Raw genomic sequence first — 18,476 nt, 5'->3', positions numbered from 1 at the left:
CGAGTGCTAAGTGTTAGAGGGGAAACGAATGTGAGAGTTCCCACAAAGCTATCAACTTTGTGGATTCATAGCTGAGCACTGTATCCGAATCGTACCATTATTACCGATTCGTCACGTGAGATTGAATTAGTTACCTTACTTTGACGTAAGGAAGACAGGATATTCAAGCAAATAGGCTAATGGCAATCATTCGTGCAATTATGAGACGATGAATCTACAATGCGCGAAGCCCGCTTGGCGGCTCGACTCGTCAATCCCACAGATGGGGTGTCCATGCAGAAAAATAAAGGCCCTTGGCGTCATCTGTTGTCCCACGGCGCAATTGCCCTGTTGCTAGGAGTCACGTCGGCGGCAGCGCATGCCGACCGCTTCGGTTTGCAAATCGCGGGCGGCGTGGCCGATCGCGACATCAAAAAGGCGGATCTCGGCTTCGTATGGGACCCGAATCTGACCTGGTGGGAAATCGGCGGCTTCCATTTCACCTTGCTCGGCGAAGGTCACGTTGCCTACTGGCACTCGCAGGAAAGCAACGCCGTGCACCCGAACATCTGGGAATTCGGTGTGACGCCGGTTCTGCGCTTCGTGAAGAGTTCGGGATATATCCGGCCGTTCATTGAAGCGGGCGTCGGCGTGCGGCTTCTGTCGCATACGCGAATCACGACGGATTTCACGGTGTCGTCCGCGTTCCAGTTCGCGGATATGGTCGGCGTCGGTGCGATCTTCGGCGAGAAGCAGAACTATCAGGCGGGCTTCCGGTTTCAGCATCTGTCGAACGCCAGTATCAAAGAGCCGAATCCTGGTATAAATTTCAGCCAGCTATATCTGCAATACAACTTCTGACGGGGCGCCGGCGCATCGGTTTCTCGACACAAGGGGAACCGACAGATGCCGGCAAAATCCATGGAGGCCATTCGAGGCCTCGAGCGCGATCGCTTCCGGGCGATGGTCGACAGCGACGGCCCGGCTCTGGATGCGCTTCTGGCCGAGAACGTCAGCTACGTTCACACGAACGGCAAGCGCGAGACGAAGCGCCAGTTCATCGACGCGATCACCGCTGGTCGACGCCGCTATCGGCAGATCGAGATCCAGTCGCAGGACGTGATCGTCGCCGGCAAGGACACGTGCCTGGTCTCGGGACGGGCGCTGATCGAGATGGAATCGAAAAACGGCGCGCTGCTGTTTCCCATTGCCTACACCGCGGTTCACGTTCAGACCGACGGACAATGGCTGCTGCTAGCCTTGCAGGCGACGCGCGTGGCGCTGGAGTAGCCGCCGCGCGCGACGTCGAGGCATCAAGCCTCGACCGCTTCGTCTTGCCGCTCTGCCTGACGGCCCAATGGTTTCGACCGATTCACCGCACTGACGACCGCATCCACGACAGCCAACGCCGGATTCGCGTGCACCGCGACGCCGAAGCGCAACGGCTCGTCGCCGACGCGGCAGCCTACGAAGACGGCCGTATCGCCGCTCGCCGTTACCGCCGTTTCGAACCAGCTCACGTTTGCCGATACATCGAAACACGCCGCCACGGCTTGCGCGTAGACATCGCCGCTCGTCGCGCCTGATGCCGGCGGCACCGCGACGTTGCGCCCGAACACGGAGAGCGTCGCCGCATCGACGCGCGCGACCACGCCGCCCGCGTCGAAATATTCTTGCTTGAAGAGTGTGCAGATTGCGTCACCGGTGACTTCCTCGCCCGACATGTCCGCAAGTCTTTGCACGGCGTGGCTGAACTCGATCTGCACGCGGCGCGGCGGCGTGAAGCCGAGCCCGCGTTCGAGCAGATAAGTCGCGCCACCCTTGCCGGACTGGCTGTTCACGCGGATCACGGCGTCGTAGCTGCGACCGAGATCGGCGGGATCGATCGGCAAATACGGCACTTCCCAGACCGTGCCCGGCTGACGCTGCGCAAAACCCTTGCGGATGGCGTCCTGATGCGAGCCCGAAAACGCCGTGAAAACAAGATCGCCCGCATACGGATGACGCGGATGCACCGGCAACTGATTGCAGCGCTCGACGACGCGACGCACCGAGTCGATATCGGAGAAATCGAGGCCCGGATCGACGCCCTGCGTGTAGAGATTGAGCGCAAGCGTGACGAGATCGACGTTGCCCGTGCGCTCGCCGTTGCCGAAAAGACAACCTTCGACGCGTTCCGCGCCCGCGAGCACCGCGAGCTCCGCGGCCGCGACCGCCGTCCCGCGATCGTTATGCGGATGCACCGAAAGCACGATGCTGTCGCGATAACCGAGATTGCGGTCCATCCATTCGACCTGATCGGCGAATACGTTCGGCGTCGCGGCTTCCACGGTGGCCGGCAAATTGACGATCATCTTGTGATCGGGCGTCGGACGCCACATTTGCGCGACGGCGTCGCAGACTTCACGCGCGAACGGCAACTCCGTCATGCTGAAGGTCTCGGGCGAGTACTGGTAGGTCCAGCGCGTCTGCGGCCGTGCATCGGCGCATTCCTTGATGATGCGCGTGCCTTCCACCGCCAGCGCCTTCACTTCTTCCTGCGACTGATTGAACACGATGCGCCGGAACGACGGCGCGATCGCGTTGTACAAGTGCACGATCACCTTGCTCGCGCCTTCCGCTGCCTCGAACGTGCGCTCGATCAATTCGCGGCGCGATTGCACCAGCACTTCGATCGTCACGTCGTCCGGGATGCGCTTCTCGTCGATCAGCTTGCGCACGAAATCGAAATCCGTCTGCGATGCCGACGGAAACCCCACCTCGATTTCCTTGAAGCCCGTTGCCACCAGCATCTCGAAGAATTCGAGCTTTGCGGCGATGCTCATCGGCTCGATGAGCGACTGGTTGCCGTCGCGCAGATCGGTGCTCATCCAGATGGGCGCTTTTTCGATCGTGCGGTTCGGCCAGCGGCGGCCATTCAGGCGGACTTGCGGAAACGGGCGGTATTTCTCGGCGGGGTTCGGCATCATGATCGTCGATCTCTCTTCGGACAGTTTGCGTAGCGTCTGCAAGAGATGCCTTGACCGGCGGCTGGCCGGCAATGGCGCGATGCACGTGAGACAGCGCCTGGCGAGCGTACACGTTGCGTCCCGGCGATGGTGACGCCTGCGACCAACGTGAACGTGCGCGAAGCAGCGTGCATTTGACCCTCGCGTTTTCAGTTCGCGGGATGAGCGAGCCGAAAAGCTGACGACTACAAGTGGTAAGGAAGGAACTACGAGAACTACTGGCAGGACCGCGCGCCTTGACGACGCGAGGCGCTACGCCTGGCGATTTACGCTAGACGTAGCGATAGGGGCCGCGCTAGGCGGCCCGAAATAATTCGGAGGGAGGAAGACTGGGTGAGACGCATATTTGCACTCTAAACCACTGCTTAAGATCGTGTCAAATACGTGCTGAATCTTTTTGCAATCGGCACAAGCCGAATCCGGCGCACTCAAACCGGCTTTCGCACGATCCCGGCGATGACTTCCACCTGACGCGCGATGGCGGGCGGCACGGGCACGTCGCCGCGCATCACGCTTTCGATCCAGCGCGCGGTGATCGCGGCATCGAGCGATTCGGGCAAATCGATGGGCGGCGCATCCGGTTGCGAATGTTCGGGCGAAATCAGCGTTTCCGCGTGGCCGTCGTGGAACCAGTCGACCTGGACTTGCCGGCGCGTGTCTGCCACCGCTTCGCCTTCCGTGCCGCGCGCGAGCAGCGCACCGCCGGCAGCGGCGTCCGGATGCTCGGTGAAAAGCCCGGTCAGGCTTTCGCGATATTCCGGATGCGTGTAGTTCACGAGCCGCAAGCCCGGATCGGCGAACGGCTGAAGAATCTTCACGAGCGTATGCGTCGAATTGCGCACGCCCATCACGCGGCGCAGTTTTAAAAGCCGCGCGAGCTTCGGCGCGAGCGAGGCGATCGGCGCGAACGCGAGCCGGCGGGACGCGAGACTATCCTCGATTTCGTCGCGGGAAGCTGCGTGCGGAATGCCGAGTTCGCCGAAAATCGCGGCGCTCGTCACGCGGCCGGGATCGTCGACGACACCGTGCACCAGCACCGGCACGCCTTCGCGCGCGAGCAAAAGCGACAGGAGCGGCGTGAGATTGGGCTGCTTGCGCGCGCCGTTGTAGCTTGGAATCGACACGGGCCGCGCATGCTCGCGGCCTTCCTGCACGTGCAACGGCTCGAACGAGCGATGCGCGGCGGCAAGCATCGCGGCGAGTTCGGCTGATGTCTCGCCCTTCACGCGATAAGCGAGCAGCACGGCGCCGAGTTCGATATCGGACACGCGGCCGTCGAGCATGGCTTCGTAGAGCGCGTAGGTGTCGTCGCGAGACAATGCGCGCGCGCCGTTCGGCCCGCGGCCGATTTCCTTGATGTAGCGTGCGCAGGCAAAGTGGTTGGCGGGGGTTTCTGTCTCTGTCATTGGCGGCTTGCGCGGGCCGCAGGCTCGATGTTCAAGTTCGTGAGCGATGCGGCAAGCGAGTTCGAAGGAGCGGGATAGACCTTCAGTATCGCATTTAAGCGATGCTGGCAAGTTGCCAACGCCGAATCCGTTCGCGCCGGTAAGCCCGCTGTCGGCTCGGCGAAAGCACGCGAATGCCCGCGAAAGCCCGCCAGACAAGCGCCGCCACGATTCGGCCTCGCGCGTTACACTCGCTCTCTCGCCGCGCGTTCGCACCGAACGAGGCGGCAACCCAGAAAACAGCAAAAGGAGAGCGGAATGAGTTACGTGTTTCCTCCGGCGCCCGCAGCGGCGGTGCCAGTCGACGGTTCGAGCGAGCAATTCCCGGTGCGCCGCATTTACTGCGTCGGCCGCAATTACGAAGCGCACGCGCGTGAAATGGGCCACGATCCCGACCGCGAACCGCCGTTCTTCTTCAGCAAGCCTGCCGATGCCGTGCTGTATGTCGCGCCGGGAGCCACGGGCGAGTTTCCGTATCCGTCGCAGACGAAAAACCTGCACTTCGAGATGGAACTCGTCGCCGCTATCGGCAAGCAGGGCAAGGACATTCCCGCCGACGAGGCGCTCGATTACGTCTACGGTTACGCGCTCGGCCTCGACATGACGCGCCGCGACTTGCAAGCCGAAGCAAAGAAAATGGGTCGCCCGTGGGATACCGCGAAGGGTTTCGACCGCTCCGCGCCCATCGGTCCGATTCATCCGGTATCGAAAGTCGGGCATCTGGAAAAAAGCGCGATCTGGCTGACCGTCAACGGCGAGGAAAAGCAGCGCTCCGACATCTCGCAGCTGATCTGGTCGGTCGGCGAGACGGTGGCTTACCTTTCCACGCTTTTCGAACTCTTCCCTGGCGATCTCATTTTCACCGGCACGCCCGAAGGCGTCGGCGCGGTGGTGAAGGGCGATCTGCTCAAGGGTGGCGTGGAAGGTATCGGCGATTTCTCCGTGCGCGTGGTTTGAGGCTCGCCCGTGAAGCTCTATAGCTACTTTCGCAGCTCGGCGGCGTATCGGGTGCGTATCGCTTTGAATCTGAAGGGGCTCGGCTACGCGTACGAGGGCGTTCATCTGCTGCGCGAAGGCGGTCAGCAACTGAAGCCCGAATACCGCGCGCTCAATCCGGACGGCATCGTGCCGACGCTCGTCGATGGCGCTGACGTGCTCACGCAGTCGCTCGCGATCATCGAGTATCTGGAGGAGACGCATCCGCAGCCGCCGCTGTTGCCCGAGCGCCCGGTGGATCGCGCGTTCGTGCGTTCGGTCGCGCTGCAGGTCGCGTGCGAGATTCATCCGCTCGACAATCTGCGCGTGCTCAAATACCTCAAGCACGAAGTGAAGACGCCTGATGACGTGAAGGACGCCTGGTACCGGCACTGGGTGGAGGCGGGGTTCGAATCGCTTGAGAAGCGGCTGGCGCGCGACGAGCGCGTCGGCGCGCTCACTTTTGGCGATACCCCGACCGTCGCCGATTTGTGCATCGTGCCGCAGGTGTTCAATGCGCGACGCTTCGGTATCGATCTGAATGCGTATCCGACGATCGCGCGCATTGCCGATCACGCCGGCCAGATCGACGCGTTCGCGCGCGCCGCGCCTGGCCAGCAACCGGACGCCGAATGACGGCGGTGATTCCGGCGGGTGCGCTGTCGAGTTATCTGTCGGGCGCGGGTTTGGGCGCGAGTCTGATCGTCGCGATCGGCGCGCAGAACGCGTTCGTGTTGCGGCAGGGGCTGAAACGCCAGCACGTGGGGATCGTCGTGGCAATCTGCGCGGCTGTCGACGTCATGTTGATCGGGCTTGGCATTGGCGGAATGGGCGCGTTGATCGAGCGTGCGCCGGTTCTACTCGATGTGATCCGCTGGGCGGGCGCGGCTTTCGTCTTTCTGTACGGCGTGCGGGCGTTTCTCGCGGCGTGGCGCGGGCCGGGACATTTGAATGCCTCGGAGCGCGATTCGCAGACGGCGGCTGGCGCGGCGGCAACGGTTTTTGCGTTGTCGCTGCTGAATCCGCATGTTTATTTGGATACCGTGGTGCTGCTGGGCGGAATCGGGGCGCGCTATGCGTGGCCGGGAAACGCGTGGTTCGCGGCGGGCGCGATGTGTTCGTCCGTCGTCTGGTTCACGGCGCTAGGGTATGGCGCGCGGTTGCTAAAACCGTGGTTCGAGAAGGACGTGTCGTGGCGCGTGCTGGATGTGATCGTCGGCTGCGTGATGTGGTGGATTGCGGGGACGTTGGTGGTGGCGCGGTGAAGAGTCCAGCGCGCCATGAAGCAAGCCGACGCTAGAAGCGGCGTCCTTTGTCTATCCATTCCTGTGTCTTGATCATCGGGAGACGATATCTTGCACAGTTGAACGCTTCGAGGTGCTCGAGTTCTGTCCTGAGCATTCCGTTGAAAGCGGCCATATCGGTTTCGGATAAGCCTGCGCCTTCGACTGCCTGATTCAAGGTAGAACCGAAAAACACGATCTGTCGAATCGCTTCACCAAGCTGCTCACGATAGCGGGCTCTCAACGGGTCTGGGCCGCCCATGGACTCGACGATGACCTGATATTTATCGATCGAGCGGCGGTAGGTCCACTCGAACAAATCGATGGCCAAAGTGACGTCGAGTCGCTCGTAGACGCCTATCATCGCCAGCGCGTAATCGCTTTGCTCGACGTCGAGGAAGGACAAGGGTGCGCAATTCGACAACATGAGCGGCATATTTGCGCTCAGGCGACTAGTGCGCTTGTTCCCGTCGACGAAAGGCTGCAGATACGCGAGATTCACCCAAACGAAAAACGCTGCTTCCACAGGATTATGGATTCGAGTCGCTTTATCGATGATTTGCAAAAGCATCTCTTCGAGCAGCTTCGGCACCTGACTCGGCATGTACACCGACCCATGAATGCTAACGATCTTGCTTCGGATAGCACCGAGATCGGCTGCATCCGGCAGAAGATCGCGCATGAGCAGACTCTGCAAATTTCGAACGACAGGCACCGTCATGCCTTCGGTGGGAACCGCATCGACCATGAATTCGATCGCTTCCTTGTGATTCAAAAGCATGGTCGCGTCGCGGTCATCGGATTCCGTTCGTCCCCTTTCGAACAGTTCTCGCGTATCTAGCAGGGTCTTCTGATTGCCTTCGAGTCGCGATGACGACCATGACAAGTCGATGAGCAGTTGTTCCAAAACTTTTCGCGCATATGTTCCGGCAGGCTGTTGATCCTGCGACTTGCCTTTTGAATACAGATCTTCGGCTAGAGCGGCGGGCAGTAGACCGCCGAAATTCGGCCGATAAGCATCGACAAATGAGCGTTGATAAGAGACAGGTTGTCGCATTCCCAGCGGAGCCGACAGCGCGGCAATCAGTTTCCGCGCTTCGTCATCCAACGCACGATAGCGTGTACCGGCAGGCCCGCGGAGCTCCTCTTGCACCTCGACCAACGACGAAGAATTGGTCGTTCGATAGATGGTCGACCTTCCCGCGCCTTGTCGCTCCAGTGAGCCTTGCGCGACCAGCCGGGCCAGAGCACGGTTGACTGTCGGTCTGGACCACGGCCCGATGCTTGCCTCGATGACGCCAGCAGAAACACCGGGATCACCCGCCTCGATGCGTTGCGCTACGCACTGGACGATGGCTAGAAGAAGCGATTGGTCGATCATAACGGCGCCGATGATAAGAATAGCTTAATCTTATCATCGGCCTGATAAGATTGATAAGATTAACGCCGATCTCATCGAATCTCATCAGCGCCCCACCTCACCCCAACAACGCGTCCGCGAACTCTTCCGCGCTGAACGGCTGCAAATCCTCGACCTTTTCTCCAACGCCGATGAAATACACCGGAATCGGCCGCTGACGCGCGATAGCCGCGAGAATGCCGCCTTTCGCCGTGCCGTCCAGCTTAGTCACGATAAGACCCGTCAAGCCGAGCGCGTCGTCGAAAGCCTTCACTTGCGCGAGGGCGTTCTGTCCCGTGTTGGCATCGATCACGAGCAGCACTTCGTGGGGCGCGTCGGGCATCGCCTTGGCGATCACGCGGCGCACCTTGCGCAGTTCTTCCATCAAATGCAACTGCGTCGGCAGGCGGCCGGCGGTGTCGGCCATCATCACGTCTATCTTGCGCGCGCGGGCAGCGCCCACGGCGTCGAAGATGACGGCGGCCGCGTCGCCGCTTTCCTGCGCGATCACCATCACGTTGTTGCGCTCGCCCCAGACCGTGAGTTGTTCGCGCGCGGCGGCGCGGAACGTGTCCCCGGCGGCGAGCAGCACCGACTGATTGAAATGCTGCAGATGCTTCGCCAGCTTGCCGATGCTCGTCGTCTTGCCGACGCCGTTTACACCCGCGATCATCATCACGAGCGGTTGGGCGCGGCCGAGCATCAGCGACTTTTCGAGCGGACGCAGCAAGTCGATCAAGAGCACGCGCAGTGCGGCCTTCACTTGCGTGGCGTCCGTCAAACGCTCGGCGCGCACTTTTTCGCGCAAGGATTCAAGCAGATATTCGGTGGCATCGACGCCCGCGTCGGACATCAGAAGCGCGGTTTCGAGCTCCTCGTAGAGATCTTCGTCGATCTTCGCGCCGACGAAGATTCCCGTGAGGCTCGTGCTCGTCTTCGATAACCCATTGCGCAGACGCGCGAGCCAGGACTTGCGCGCGGCCGGATCGGGCTCGGGCGGCGGCATGATTTCCTCGCTCGCCTGATCGGTCTCGGGCGCGCGCAGCCATTGAGATTCGGTGCGGCCTTGCCAGTATTGCGTAGGCTCTGCGGCCGAAGGCGCCGGTGCTCGATGTGATGATGTGTTTGCAGCTTCAGCCTGATGCGGCTTCGCGTTGCCGCCATGAACATGTTCGTCAGACGCCGCCGGGTCGCCGCGAATAGCTTGCGTGTTCGAGGCCGCCGCGTCTTCACCATGAACATGTTCGCCCGACGCCTCGTCCTCTAATGCAACCGAGGAACCGTCGTCGTCCGCTTCGAGGTTGTCCTCTTCCGGCGTGTCGAGCGGCTCGTCAGCCAGCTTTTTGAATCGTTTGAAGAAGCTGAACATGGTATGTGAGGAGAGCGCGCGTGCTTGCCGGTTCGCGTCTGCGCGCCGATGCGCTCGCGTGTGCGCGGCTCGCGCTGAGATGTGTAAGCCGCGTATTTTATCAGGCGCGGCCCGACGCGCCTGTGCGCCTCCCGGCACGACGCCGCGCTGTGGTAACGTGGGCGCTCACAGCCCGCGCCAGTCGCCAGGAACAGTCAAAACGCCCATCGGCCGGGCCGCGCGCCAGTCTCACTCAATCTCTTTTATGTCCCGTTCGTCCGACACTCGTCCGCATACTCCGGCCCGTTCCTCGGCCTCTTCGAGCCGCGCGTCATCGCGCAGCGGCAAGCCGCACACCATTCGCATCATCGGCGGAAACTGGAAGCGCACGCCGCTGCCCGTCCTCGATCTCGACGGTCTGAGACCCACGCCCGACCGTGTTCGCGAAACGCTCTTCAACTGGCTCGGCCAGGACCTCGATGGCCAGCGCTGTCTCGACCTGTTCGCCGGCAGCGGCGCGCTCGGTTTCGAAGCCGCGTCGCGCGGCGCGGCACGCGTGCTCATGGTCGAGCGTAGCGGCCGCGCGGTCGCGCAACTCAAAGCGAATCAGGCGCGGCTGGATGCGCGCAACATCGAGATCGCCGAAGCCGACGCGCTGCGTCTGGCTCGCAGTCTCGCGCCAGGCTCGTTCGATGTCGTGTTCCTCGATCCCCCTTTCGGCGATCAGGCTTTGCTCTTGCGCGCGCTTGAAATCGCCGCGCCGCTCGTCGCCGCGGATGGCGCGCTCTACGTCGAATGCGGCGATCCGCTGGAACCGGCGAGCATCGACGCTTTGGCGGGCTGGGAAATCACGCGCGAAGGGAAAGCGGGCATGGTTCGCTATCATTTGCTGCGCCGCCAAAATGATGAATAATGCGCGTTCCCCGATCTGACGCGCCCGGCGCGTTCGGACGGGGGCGGGGAAAATGGGCCATCGCTGTCACGCGGTCCAAGGTAAATAAAAGAGGAGAAAGCTCATGGTTGTCGCCGTGTACCCGGGAACGTTCGACCCGCTGACGCGCGGGCATGAAGACATCGTCCGGCGCGCATCGAGCATTTTCGATACGCTGGTAGTCGGCGTGGCCGACAGTCGCGCGAAAAAGCCGTTTTTTTCGCTGCAGGAACGGCTGGATATCGCCCACGACGTGCTCGGGCATTATCCGAACGTCCAGGTAAGCAGTTTCACCGGGCTACTAAAAGATTTCGTGCGCAAGAACAACGCGCGCGTGATTGTGAGGGGCCTGCGCGCCGTATCGGATTTCGAGTACGAGTTTCAGATGGCCGGCATGAATCGCTATCTTTTGCCCGACGTCGAAACCATGTTCATGACGCCGTCGGACCAGTACCAGTTCATTTCGGGCACCATCGTGCGCGAGATCGCCCAGCTTGGCGGCGATGTGAGCAAGTTCGTGTTTCCATCGGTGGAGAAGCGGCTGACCGACAAGGTCGGCGTGGCCGCCCAGAAAGATCCTTCGGCGCCTTGAGCGCCGGGTCCGCGTATCAGCGCTCGCGCGATGCGCGGACTCCATGCCGGAACATCGCCGGCGCAAGAGAGTGAAGCATCATGTCTTTGATCATTACCGACGAGTGCATCAACTGCGACGTGTGCGAGCCCGAGTGCCCGAACGACGCCATTTCGATGGGTACGGAGATCTACGTGATCGATCCGAACAAGTGCACGGAATGCGTCGGCCACTTCGATGAGCCGCAGTGTCAACAGGTGTGCCCCGTCGAATGCATTCCGCGCGACCCGGCGCACGTCGAGTCGCCGGAGCAGTTGATGGACAAATACCGCGCGTTGATGGCGACGAAAGGCGAGTAACCGCCTTATCTCTGTTCTTACGCGCTGGCGAGTTCGGTCAGTGCAGCGACGAGCGCATCGCATTCGTCTAGCGTGCCGACCGTTATCCGCAAATGCTGGTCGATGCGCGGCAGCTTGAAATGCCGCACGAAGATTTCCTTCGTTCGAAGCGCGGTGGCGAGCGCGAGCGCGTCGTGCGCGGGGTGTTTCGCGAAGACGAAATTCGCCGCCGACGGCACCACTTCAAATCCCAGCGCGCTCAATTGCGCTGTCAACTTGTCGCGACTCGCGACGACTTTGCCGCAACTCTCCTCGAACCACGCGCGGTCTTCATACGAAGCGAGCGCCGCTACTTGCGCGAGCCGGTCGAGCGGATACGAGTTGAAGCTGTCCTTCACGCGCGTTAGCGCTTCGATCAGGCTTGCATCGCCGAATGCGAAACCCACGCGCATGCCCGCAAGCGAACGCGCCTTCGAAGTCGTGTGCACGACCAGCAGATTGGGATAAGCATCGACCAGATTCACGGCCGATTCCGCGCCGAAATCCACGTACGCTTCGTCGATGATGACTGGCGCATCCGGATTCGCCTTCAGCAGCACCTCGATTTCGGAGAGCGGCAGGGCGCGGCCCGTCGGCGCATTCGGATTCGGCAACAGCACGCCGCCGCCTGGCGCGCGGTAATCGTCGGTATCGATACCGAAATCCGCGTTCAGCGGGATCGCCTCGTATTCCACACCGTACAACTGGGCATAAACCGGATAGAAGCTGTACGTGATGTCGGGAAAACGAATCGGCCTGTCGTGTTTCAAGAGAGCCTGAAACGCGTGCGCGAGCACTTCGTCCGAACCGTTCCCCGCGAACACCTGCTCCACGCGCAAACCGTGATGCTTCGCCACCGCCTCACGCAACGCGCGCGCGGTCGGATCGGGATACTTGCGCAGCGACGCGCCATCCTTGCCGAGTTCGCGCGTAATCGCCTCGACCACACGCGGCGACGGCGGATACGGATTCTCGTTGGTGTTGAGCTTGATGGGATGTGCCAGCGCGGGCTGTTCGCCCGGCACATAAGGCGTCAGTCGATGGACGATATCGCTCCAGAAACGGCTCACGGTCTGCTCCAGTGGAAGTCAGGGATTGCGATGCAGGTTCATCATCGCGCGTTCGTTTTCGCCCGCGACGACGAAGGGCATGACGGCGAGCGCGCGCTCGATCGACTGATCGATCACGTCCTGCTCTTCGCGGCGCGGCGGCTTCAGCACGAAATTGGCGACGTCCGGCTTCGCGCCCGCACGCGCGCCTTCGGGAATCAGATCACGCGGATGCCCGATGCCAATGCGCAGCCGCCAATATTGCTGCGACGACAGATGCGCGGAAATATCCTTGAGCCCGTTGTGGCCTCCGCTGCCGCCGCCGAGCTTCATCTTGACGGTGCCGGGCGGAAGATCGAGTTCGTCGTGTGCGACGAGAATCTCATCGGGAAGAATCTTGAAGAACTGCGCGACCGCAACCACCGATTGTCCCGAGCGGTTCATGAACGTCTGCGGTTCCAGCAAATGGATTTCATGCCCGTTCAGACGTCCGCGGCCATAGTGACCGTGAAAGCGGCGCTCGTCGCGCAGACTCGCGCCGGCGTCGCGCGCCAATTGGTCGACTAGCCAGAAGCCCGCGTTATGGCGCGTCGCGGTGTATTCGGCGCCCGGATTTCCCAGGCCAACGATCAGCTTGATCATGTCGAATCATCGCAGGCTAAGAAGCCTGCTCGTATCGTTTGGTGTTGATGCGAAAAAAAAACCGCCGAGGCTTGCGCGCCGGCGGGTCACGTCGACCGTCCTTGCGAACGGATCGAGAGGATAGCGATACTTCGCTAGCTGATGCGTTTTACTCAGCAGCCGGCGTTTCACCCGTGGCTTCGTCCGTCGAATCCGACACGACAGCAGCCGGAATGGTCGCCGATGCAACCACCGGGTTTTCCGCTTCGATCGCGATCGTCAGGCTCACGCCCTTCGGCAGCGGGATGTCCTTTGCGTGCATCGTCTGGCCGGCTTCGATGGTCGCCAGATCGATTTCCAGGAACTCGGGCAGGTCTGCCGGCAGGCATTCCACTTCCAGTTCCGTCACGACGTGCGAGATCACCGCGCCCGCGAGCTTCACGGCCGGGTTGGTCTCTTGATTCATGAAGTGCAGCGGCACCTTGGTGTGCAGCTTCTTGTTCGCGTCGACACGCTGGAAATCCACGTGCAGCACCAGTTGCTTGAACGGGTGATATTGCACGTCGCGCAGCAGAACTTGTTGCGAACCGCCAGCGACTTCCAGTTCCAAAATCGACGAATGGAACACTTCCTTCTTCAGCGCGTGCCACAGGGCGTTGTGGTCCAGTTCGACCAGTTGAACGTCCTTGTCCGCACCGTACACAATAGCCGGGGTCTTGCCCGAATTGCGCAGGCGGCGGCTCGCACCCGTACCTTGCTTGCTACGCTCGAAAGCGACGACTTTCATTTGAAACTCCTATATCTGCCCGCGACCAGGCAGTGAAAATCGGGATCAACGAAAATGCGCTGATCCCACAACAACGGCAAGAACCTTCGTTCGTTCCTGCCGATCATGCAAAAACGCGAAGCTCGTGCTCCGCGTTCCTTGCTAATTCTTGCTCAACCTTCCGCGAAAAGCGACATGACCGAGTCGCCGCGCCGGATTCGGGAGAACGTCTCGGCGAGCAGACCCGCGCTCGACAGCGGACGAATCTTCGGGCACGCGAGCGACTCCGCCGACAACGGAATGGTGTCCGTCACCACGAGTTCGTCCAATTGCGACGCCGCAATACGCTCCGCCGCGCCACCCGACAACACCGGATGCGTGGCATAAGCGAAAACCTGCGTCGCGCCGCGATCTTTCAGCACTTGCGCTGCCTTGCAGAGCGTGCCGGCGGTGTCGACCATGTCGTCCATGATGACGCAGGTACGGCCTTCCACTTCGCCGATCACGTTCATCACTTCGGCGACATTCGCTTTCGGACGACGCTTATCGATGATCGCGAGATCCGTATTCAACTGCTTGGCGAGTGCACGTGCGCGCACCACGCCGCCGACGTCCGGCGATACAACCAGCAGATGATCGTGATTTTGCTTACGCAGATCGCCGAGCAAAATGGGCGTGGCGTAAATGTTGTCGACGGGGATGTCGAAGAAACCTTGAATCTGGTCGGCGTGAAGGTCCATGGTGATCACGCGATCGACGCCGGCAATTTCCAGCATGTTCGCGACGACCTTCGCCGAGATGGCCACTCGCGCGGAACGCGGACGGCGGTCCTGACGCGCATAGCCGAAGTAGGGGATGGCTGCGGTGATCCGGCCTGCTGATGCGCGCTTGAGCGCATCGACCATGATCATGAGTTCCATCAGGGTGTCGTTCGTCGGTGCGCAGGTGGACTGCAGAACGAATACGTCTTTACCTCGAACGTTTTCCTGAATCTCGACCATGATTTCGCCGTCGGAGAAACGGCTGACCATCGCTTTGCCGAGAGGAATTCCAAGGATCTTGACGACTTCCTGTGCAAGCGCGGGATTTGCGTTGCCAGTAAATACCATCAGGCCGTCACTGCTCATCGTGCACCTGTCTGCGGCTGGAGGCGAGAGGAAAAACGCGAGAAAAGGAATGGCAGGGGAGGAAGGACTCGAACCCTCGCATGCCGGAATCAAAATCCGGTGCCTTGACCAACTTGGCGACTCCCCTACACAACTTTGAGTCTCGCCGGGAAGTGTAGGACATACCCGGCAAAACGAAACCTATGACGCGAAAGCAAAGAGAGGATGACGTTCCAGACTGCTTGTCACCACGCTCTTCCAGCTTGCCGGGAGTTTGGCTTGCGCCATCTCTGCTTCGGCTCGGCTCGGGAAAGCGGCGAACACGCTTGCTCCAGATCCGGTCATTCGCGCGGGTGCGAGATTGGAAAACCACTCGAGCACCTGTGCAACTTCCGCGTACTTTCTTGCGACTACAGCCTGCATGTCATTTCGACCGAAGCTGTCTGGCCAGTTAGTGTCTGACTTTTGCGCTGCAAGAAAGTCCGTCATTGTGGCGACCTTCGTATCCCTTGTCAAGGCCTTTTCCGAAAAAATCGCCGCCGTCGGGACGTGAACTGAAGGAGTAACTACCAGGAAAAAACGCTTGGACAGAACGACTGCCTGCAGCGCTTCGCCAACACCTTCTGCAAAAGCATTTTGCCCGAAGACAAAAAACGGCACGTCCGCGCCGAGTTGCAGGGCGAGATTCTGCAGAATTTCACGCGAAAGATCAACACCCCAGAGACGATTCAACGCTAAAAGAGTCGTTGCCGCGTCGGAACTTCCTCCACCAAGCCCCGCGCCCATCGGCAGATGCTTGTCGATCTCGAGCTCGACGCCAAAGCGACTGCCGGTGTGCTTCTGCAGCAGGCGCGCCGCGCGCACGACGAGATCGTCCGCTTCGGGTACGCCCGGCACGAGCGTCTTGCGCGTAACGATGCCGTCATCGCGTCGCTTGAAGTGCAGCATGTCTCCCCAGTCGAGCAACTGGAAGACAGTCTGCAGCGAGTGATAGCCATCCGGACGACGGCCCGTGATGTGCAGAAAGAGGTTCAGCTTCGCGGGCGCGAGGCAGTTGCGAAGCGAGTCGTGAGTCGATGACATTTCTGATGCGAAGGCGTTATTGATCGAGCACCAGCTTGATATCGAGCGGCGGTTCCGAGCGGACCAGGTTCACGCGCTTGACGCCCGTCGCGGGCGCGTCGGCATAGGCGAGATAGTCGATGGTCCAGCCGTCCTGTCTGATCTCTTTGGGGCGGCCGTTGTTGGCTTCGGGATCGAGCGTGGTCTGCGCGCGCGAGGTTGGCGCCGCGGACGGCTGCAGCCAGTAGCGCAAGCCCTCGACCGGCAGCGCGAAGCCGAGCGTGTTCTGCATCAGCTCCGACACGTTCTCGGCGTTCACTGGCGGCCGGTTCGGCAGTTCGAGCGTCGCGAGCGACGGCGACGAAGTGACGATCGCCATGGTCTGGCCGAGCGGGTTGCGCAACTGGAGCGTCACGGTGTCCCCGGTTTCCTGCCAGTCGAAGTTGCCGTAGGCGTTGCGCGTCGTGCCGTTCTGGTCGTTGTACTGCACGGCGAAGCGTCCGTGATACGCGCGGCTCGTCTGCGTGGTGAGCGAAGTCGTCTTATCCGATGTGGTCGGCAAACGCGGCTGCAATGCGCAACCGGCAAGCATCAACACGGTCGCGGCCGTAAAACCGAGCGCGCCTTTGCGCATGAAACCGCGCGACGCGCCGGCAATGAAATCGAAAGCCATCAAGAGATCGTTTACCTGAAGTCGTTTGAGCGTTTTGACGAGCGTGTCGTTGTCGGGTTCGAGCTTCTGCGCCTGACGCCACGTGGCGCGCGCCTGATCCTGCTCCCCGGACTTCCACTGCACCTCGCCGAGATGCGCGCCGATCTCCGCGTTCGGCTGAATCTTGTAGGCGTCCGAGAGAATTTTTTCGGCTTCGGCCGCGTTGCCCTGGCGAAAGCGGGCCCAGCCGAGGCTGTCCATGATGAAGGCGTCGTTCGGCGCGAGCGATACCGCCTTCTCGATCAGCTTCACCGCTTCGTCGACGCGCTGGTTGCGATCCACGAGCGAGTAGCCGAGCGCGTTATATGCCTGCGGATTGCTCGGGTCCACGCGCATGAGCTTGCGCAACTGTGTTTCCATTACGTCGTAGTGACCATTCTTTTCGGCGGCCATGGCGTAGTCGTAGGCGAGATCCGGATCGTCCGGGAACGCGGCCACGGCCTTCGCGAGATTCGCTTCCGCTTCGTCGTAGCGATGCGCCTCGAAAAGAATCGCCGAGTCGGTGCGCGCGAGCAATGCGAGGTCGCGCGGATCGGAACTTTGCAGGCCATTGAGAAGCGATCGCGCTTCATCCACCTTGCCTTGCTTCGCGAGCAGTTGCGCGCGCGTGATCTGCGCGGGCAAATATTGCTGGCTCGTGCGCGGAATCTTGTCGAGCCACTGGCTTGCTTGCGCCTCGTCCTTCTGTTCGAGCGACAGTTGTGCGAGGTAGATGTAAGCCTGTCCCGGATCGCCGTTGGGCGACGCCTCCGCAGCCTGCGCGTACTGCTTGAGCAGGTCCTGCGCCTTGTCGAACTGCTTCTTCTGAATGTCGATGAGCGCGAGCGCCATGAGCGGCGTCAGATCTTTCGAGTCGTTCTTGCGCATGATCTCGAACTGCTTCTGCGCGTCGTCGAGCCGGTCCGACGACAGATACAACTGCGCCAGCGCGAGCCGCGCGTCATGCGACTTCGGATTCTTGTCGAGATACTTCTCGAACGAAGCGATGCCTTCCTTGCGCTCTTCCGGGCCCATGCGCGCGAGCGTGAGCGCCGCGGGCAAGTAATCCGGGCGCAGCTTCAACGCCTTTTCCAGCGATGCCTTCGCGCCCGGCTGGTCGTCCGCGAGCAACTGCTGACGGGCGAGCGCGAGTTGCGTTTCGGGCAGATCCAAGTCGTTCGCGGAGAGATCCTTCAGGACATTCAGGCCGCCTACGCGATTCGGTCCGCGTGCAAGCAGCGTCTGCAACGAAAGAATGGCTTCGCCGCGTTGCTCGGCCGGAACCTTGGCGAGTTCGTTTTGCAGCGTGGGCTTCGCGTCGTCGGGCTTGCCGGACACGATCAACAACGAAGCGCTCAACTGCGCGGCGCGCTCGGAATGCGGCGCAAATTGCTGCCAAAGCTGCGCGGAGGTCATTGCGTCGGTGGGGCTCTGCGCGGCAATGGCGATTTCCGTGGCGCGCTGAGCGAAGCGCGGATCATGCGTGTCACGCGCGAGCGAGAGGTAAGTCTGGTAGGCGGGCGCGGCCTGGCCGCGCTGCAAGGCGACTTCCGCCGCCAGAACCTGAAAGACGATCTGGCTGGATGCCGCCACGTTCGGCAAGTCCTGCGACTCCGCGTTATTGACAGGCGCGGTCAGAAGATCAGACGCGTTTTGCGCCGCGGCCTGATCGTCGGTGCTCGGCACGGGTGTCGCGTTCGGTACCTGAGCGTGCGCGGGCGTGAAGGCGATCGCGGACAATGCAACTGCAATCGCGCCGGCCATGCGCGTGAACCGCGCCCTTGACGGTGCATGCGATCGGATGAGGCCGGCCTGACGCAACGTATTCAGTTTGATTTCGAACGGGTTCATGGAAATCCAGACGA

The 18,476-nt window shown here is 61.4% G+C and carries 17 protein-coding genes, 1 tRNA gene and 2 pseudogenes; 8 read left to right on the top strand and 12 right to left on the bottom strand.

Annotation, left to right across the window (positions count from 1 at the left end):
• Positions 1-273 precede the first annotated feature (273 nt).
• Positions 274-840: an acyloxyacyl hydrolase gene (locus P9292_RS24460; RefSeq protein WP_284502949.1), complete on the top strand. Its 567-nt coding sequence runs from the start codon at positions 274-276 to the stop codon at positions 838-840.
• A gap of 45 nt (positions 841-885) precedes the next feature.
• On the top strand, positions 886-1,269 hold the full coding sequence (locus P9292_RS24455; RefSeq protein ID WP_250508523.1) for a nuclear transport factor 2 family protein: 384 nt from the start codon (positions 886-888) through the stop codon (positions 1,267-1,269).
• 23 nt (positions 1,270-1,292) lie between these two features.
• On the opposite strand, the gene leuA is transcribed toward P9292_RS24455, so the two are convergent.
• Entirely contained in the window at positions 1,293-2,948 is a 1,656-nt protein-coding gene (gene leuA, locus P9292_RS24450; RefSeq protein WP_250491733.1) for a 2-isopropylmalate synthase, read from the bottom strand.
• Between the two features lie 467 nt (positions 2,949-3,415).
• Positions 3,416-4,393 (bottom strand): DNA-binding protein YbiB, encoded by a 978-nt coding sequence (gene ybiB, locus P9292_RS24445; protein ID WP_244826899.1) that lies wholly within the window; start codon positions 4,391-4,393, stop codon positions 3,416-3,418.
• Between the two features lie 297 nt (positions 4,394-4,690).
• On the opposite strand from ybiB, the gene P9292_RS24440 reads away from it, so the two are divergent.
• The 3 genes from P9292_RS24440 to P9292_RS24430 are packed head-to-tail and all read left to right on the top strand — an operon-like array spanning position 4,691 to position 6,672.
• Positions 4,691-5,389 (top strand): fumarylacetoacetate hydrolase family protein, encoded by a 699-nt coding sequence (locus tag P9292_RS24440; RefSeq protein WP_250462832.1) that lies wholly within the window; start codon positions 4,691-4,693, stop codon positions 5,387-5,389.
• Between the two features lie 9 nt (positions 5,390-5,398).
• Entirely contained in the window at positions 5,399-6,043 is a 645-nt protein-coding gene (gene maiA, locus P9292_RS24435) for a maleylacetoacetate isomerase (protein WP_309961641.1), read from the top strand.
• Positions 6,040-6,672 (top strand): LysE/ArgO family amino acid transporter, encoded by a 633-nt coding sequence (locus tag P9292_RS24430; RefSeq protein ID WP_309961639.1) that lies wholly within the window; start codon positions 6,040-6,042, stop codon positions 6,670-6,672. The genes maiA and P9292_RS24430 overlap by 4 nt, the downstream gene beginning before the upstream one ends.
• Positions 6,673-6,703: 31 nt before the next feature.
• Here the strand turns inward: P9292_RS24430 and P9292_RS24425 are convergent, their stop codons facing one another.
• A complete protein-coding gene (locus tag P9292_RS24425; protein WP_309961637.1) occupies positions 6,704-8,071 on the bottom strand; it encodes a Fic family protein in 1,368 nt (455 codons plus the stop codon).
• A gap of 97 nt (positions 8,072-8,168) precedes the next feature.
• A complete protein-coding gene (gene ftsY, locus P9292_RS24420; RefSeq protein ID WP_309961635.1) occupies positions 8,169-9,458 on the bottom strand; it encodes a signal recognition particle-docking protein FtsY in 1,290 nt (429 codons plus the stop codon).
• Between the two features lie 244 nt (positions 9,459-9,702).
• Between ftsY and rsmD the strand changes: the two genes are divergently transcribed.
• The 3 genes from rsmD (at position 9,703) to P9292_RS24405 (ending at position 11,298) form a co-directional block, all read left to right on the top strand.
• Positions 9,703-10,350 (top strand): 16S rRNA (guanine(966)-N(2))-methyltransferase RsmD, encoded by a 648-nt coding sequence (rsmD, locus tag P9292_RS24415; RefSeq protein WP_244826905.1) that lies wholly within the window; start codon positions 9,703-9,705, stop codon positions 10,348-10,350.
• Between the two features lie 103 nt (positions 10,351-10,453).
• Positions 10,454-10,960 carry a pantetheine-phosphate adenylyltransferase gene (coaD, locus tag P9292_RS24410; protein ID WP_244826906.1) on the top strand — a complete coding sequence of 169 codons (507 nt, stop codon included), beginning with the start codon at positions 10,454-10,456 and terminating at the stop codon, positions 10,958-10,960.
• 80 nt (positions 10,961-11,040) lie between these two features.
• Positions 11,041-11,298 (top strand): YfhL family 4Fe-4S dicluster ferredoxin, encoded by a 258-nt coding sequence (locus P9292_RS24405; protein ID WP_244826907.1) that lies wholly within the window; start codon positions 11,041-11,043, stop codon positions 11,296-11,298.
• A 17-nt stretch (positions 11,299-11,315) separates the two neighbouring features.
• On the opposite strand, the gene hisC is transcribed toward P9292_RS24405, so the two are convergent.
• The 8 genes and pseudogenes from hisC to P9292_RS24365 all read right to left on the bottom strand — a co-directional run.
• Entirely contained in the window at positions 11,316-12,386 is a 1,071-nt protein-coding gene (gene hisC, locus P9292_RS24400) for a histidinol-phosphate transaminase (protein ID WP_309961632.1), read from the bottom strand.
• An 18-nt stretch (positions 12,387-12,404) separates the two neighbouring features.
• Positions 12,405-13,007 (bottom strand): aminoacyl-tRNA hydrolase, encoded by a 603-nt coding sequence (gene pth / locus P9292_RS24395; RefSeq protein WP_244826909.1) that lies wholly within the window; start codon positions 13,005-13,007, stop codon positions 12,405-12,407.
• A gap of 148 nt (positions 13,008-13,155) precedes the next feature.
• On the bottom strand, positions 13,156-13,773 hold the full coding sequence (locus P9292_RS24390) for a 50S ribosomal protein L25/general stress protein Ctc (RefSeq protein WP_244826910.1): 618 nt from the start codon (positions 13,771-13,773) through the stop codon (positions 13,156-13,158).
• Positions 13,774-13,925: 152 nt separating this feature from the next.
• On the bottom strand, positions 13,926-14,879 hold the full coding sequence (locus P9292_RS24385) for a ribose-phosphate pyrophosphokinase (protein WP_309961629.1): 954 nt from the start codon (positions 14,877-14,879) through the stop codon (positions 13,926-13,928).
• A gap of 50 nt (positions 14,880-14,929) precedes the next feature.
• Positions 14,930-15,006 (bottom strand) — tRNA-Gln (locus tag P9292_RS24380).
• 53 nt (positions 15,007-15,059) lie between these two features.
• A complete protein-coding gene (gene ispE / locus P9292_RS24375) occupies positions 15,060-15,941 on the bottom strand; it encodes a 4-(cytidine 5'-diphospho)-2-C-methyl-D-erythritol kinase (protein ID WP_309961627.1) in 882 nt (293 codons plus the stop codon).
• 16 nt (positions 15,942-15,957) lie between these two features.
• A pseudogene (gene lolB / locus P9292_RS24370) lies at positions 15,958-16,506 on the bottom strand (lipoprotein insertase outer membrane protein LolB); the annotation flags it as partial.
• 90 nt (positions 16,507-16,596) lie between these two features.
• Positions 16,597-18,462 (bottom strand): annotated as a pseudogene (locus tag P9292_RS24365) (tetratricopeptide repeat protein); the annotation flags it as partial.
• Positions 18,463-18,476: the final 14 nt, after the last annotated feature.

Origin of the sequence: Caballeronia sp. LZ001, assembly GCF_031450875.1 — a bacterium.
GTDB lineage: Bacteria > Pseudomonadota > Gammaproteobacteria > Burkholderiales > Burkholderiaceae > Caballeronia.
This window is presented reverse-complemented; position numbering and strand designations above follow the sequence as displayed.

Bases quoted from the DNA above. Each gene is read 5' to 3' on its own strand.
- pth (WP_244826909.1), bottom strand. From the start codon at position 13,007: ATGATCAAGCTGATCGTTGGCCTGGGAAATCCGGGCGCCGAATACACC.
- rsmD (WP_244826905.1), top strand. From the start codon at position 9,703: ATGTCCCGTTCGTCCGACACTCGTCCGCATACTCCGGCCCGTTCCTCG.
- P9292_RS24440 (WP_250462832.1), top strand. From the start codon at position 4,691: ATGAGTTACGTGTTTCCTCCGGCGCCCGCAGCGGCGGTGCCAGTCGAC.
- P9292_RS24385 (WP_309961629.1), bottom strand. From the start codon at position 14,879: ATGAGCAGTGACGGCCTGATGGTATTTACTGGCAACGCAAATCCCGCG.
- P9292_RS24405 (WP_244826907.1), top strand. From the start codon at position 11,041: ATGTCTTTGATCATTACCGACGAGTGCATCAACTGCGACGTGTGCGAG.
- ybiB (WP_244826899.1), bottom strand. From the start codon at position 4,393: ATGACAGAGACAGAAACCCCCGCCAACCACTTTGCCTGCGCACGCTAC.
- ftsY (WP_309961635.1), bottom strand. From the start codon at position 9,458: ATGTTCAGCTTCTTCAAACGATTCAAAAAGCTGGCTGACGAGCCGCTC.
- P9292_RS24390 (WP_244826910.1), bottom strand. From the start codon at position 13,773: ATGAAAGTCGTCGCTTTCGAGCGTAGCAAGCAAGGTACGGGTGCGAGC.
- leuA (WP_250491733.1), bottom strand. From the start codon at position 2,948: ATGATGCCGAACCCCGCCGAGAAATACCGCCCGTTTCCGCAAGTCCGC.
- P9292_RS24425 (WP_309961637.1), bottom strand. From the start codon at position 8,071: ATGATCGACCAATCGCTTCTTCTAGCCATCGTCCAGTGCGTAGCGCAA.
- coaD (WP_244826906.1), top strand. From the start codon at position 10,454: ATGGTTGTCGCCGTGTACCCGGGAACGTTCGACCCGCTGACGCGCGGG.
- P9292_RS24430 (WP_309961639.1), top strand. From the start codon at position 6,040: ATGACGGCGGTGATTCCGGCGGGTGCGCTGTCGAGTTATCTGTCGGGC.
- P9292_RS24455 (WP_250508523.1), top strand. From the start codon at position 886: ATGCCGGCAAAATCCATGGAGGCCATTCGAGGCCTCGAGCGCGATCGC.
- P9292_RS24460 (WP_284502949.1), top strand. From the start codon at position 274: ATGCAGAAAAATAAAGGCCCTTGGCGTCATCTGTTGTCCCACGGCGCA.
- ispE (WP_309961627.1), bottom strand. From the start codon at position 15,941: ATGTCATCGACTCACGACTCGCTTCGCAACTGCCTCGCGCCCGCGAAG.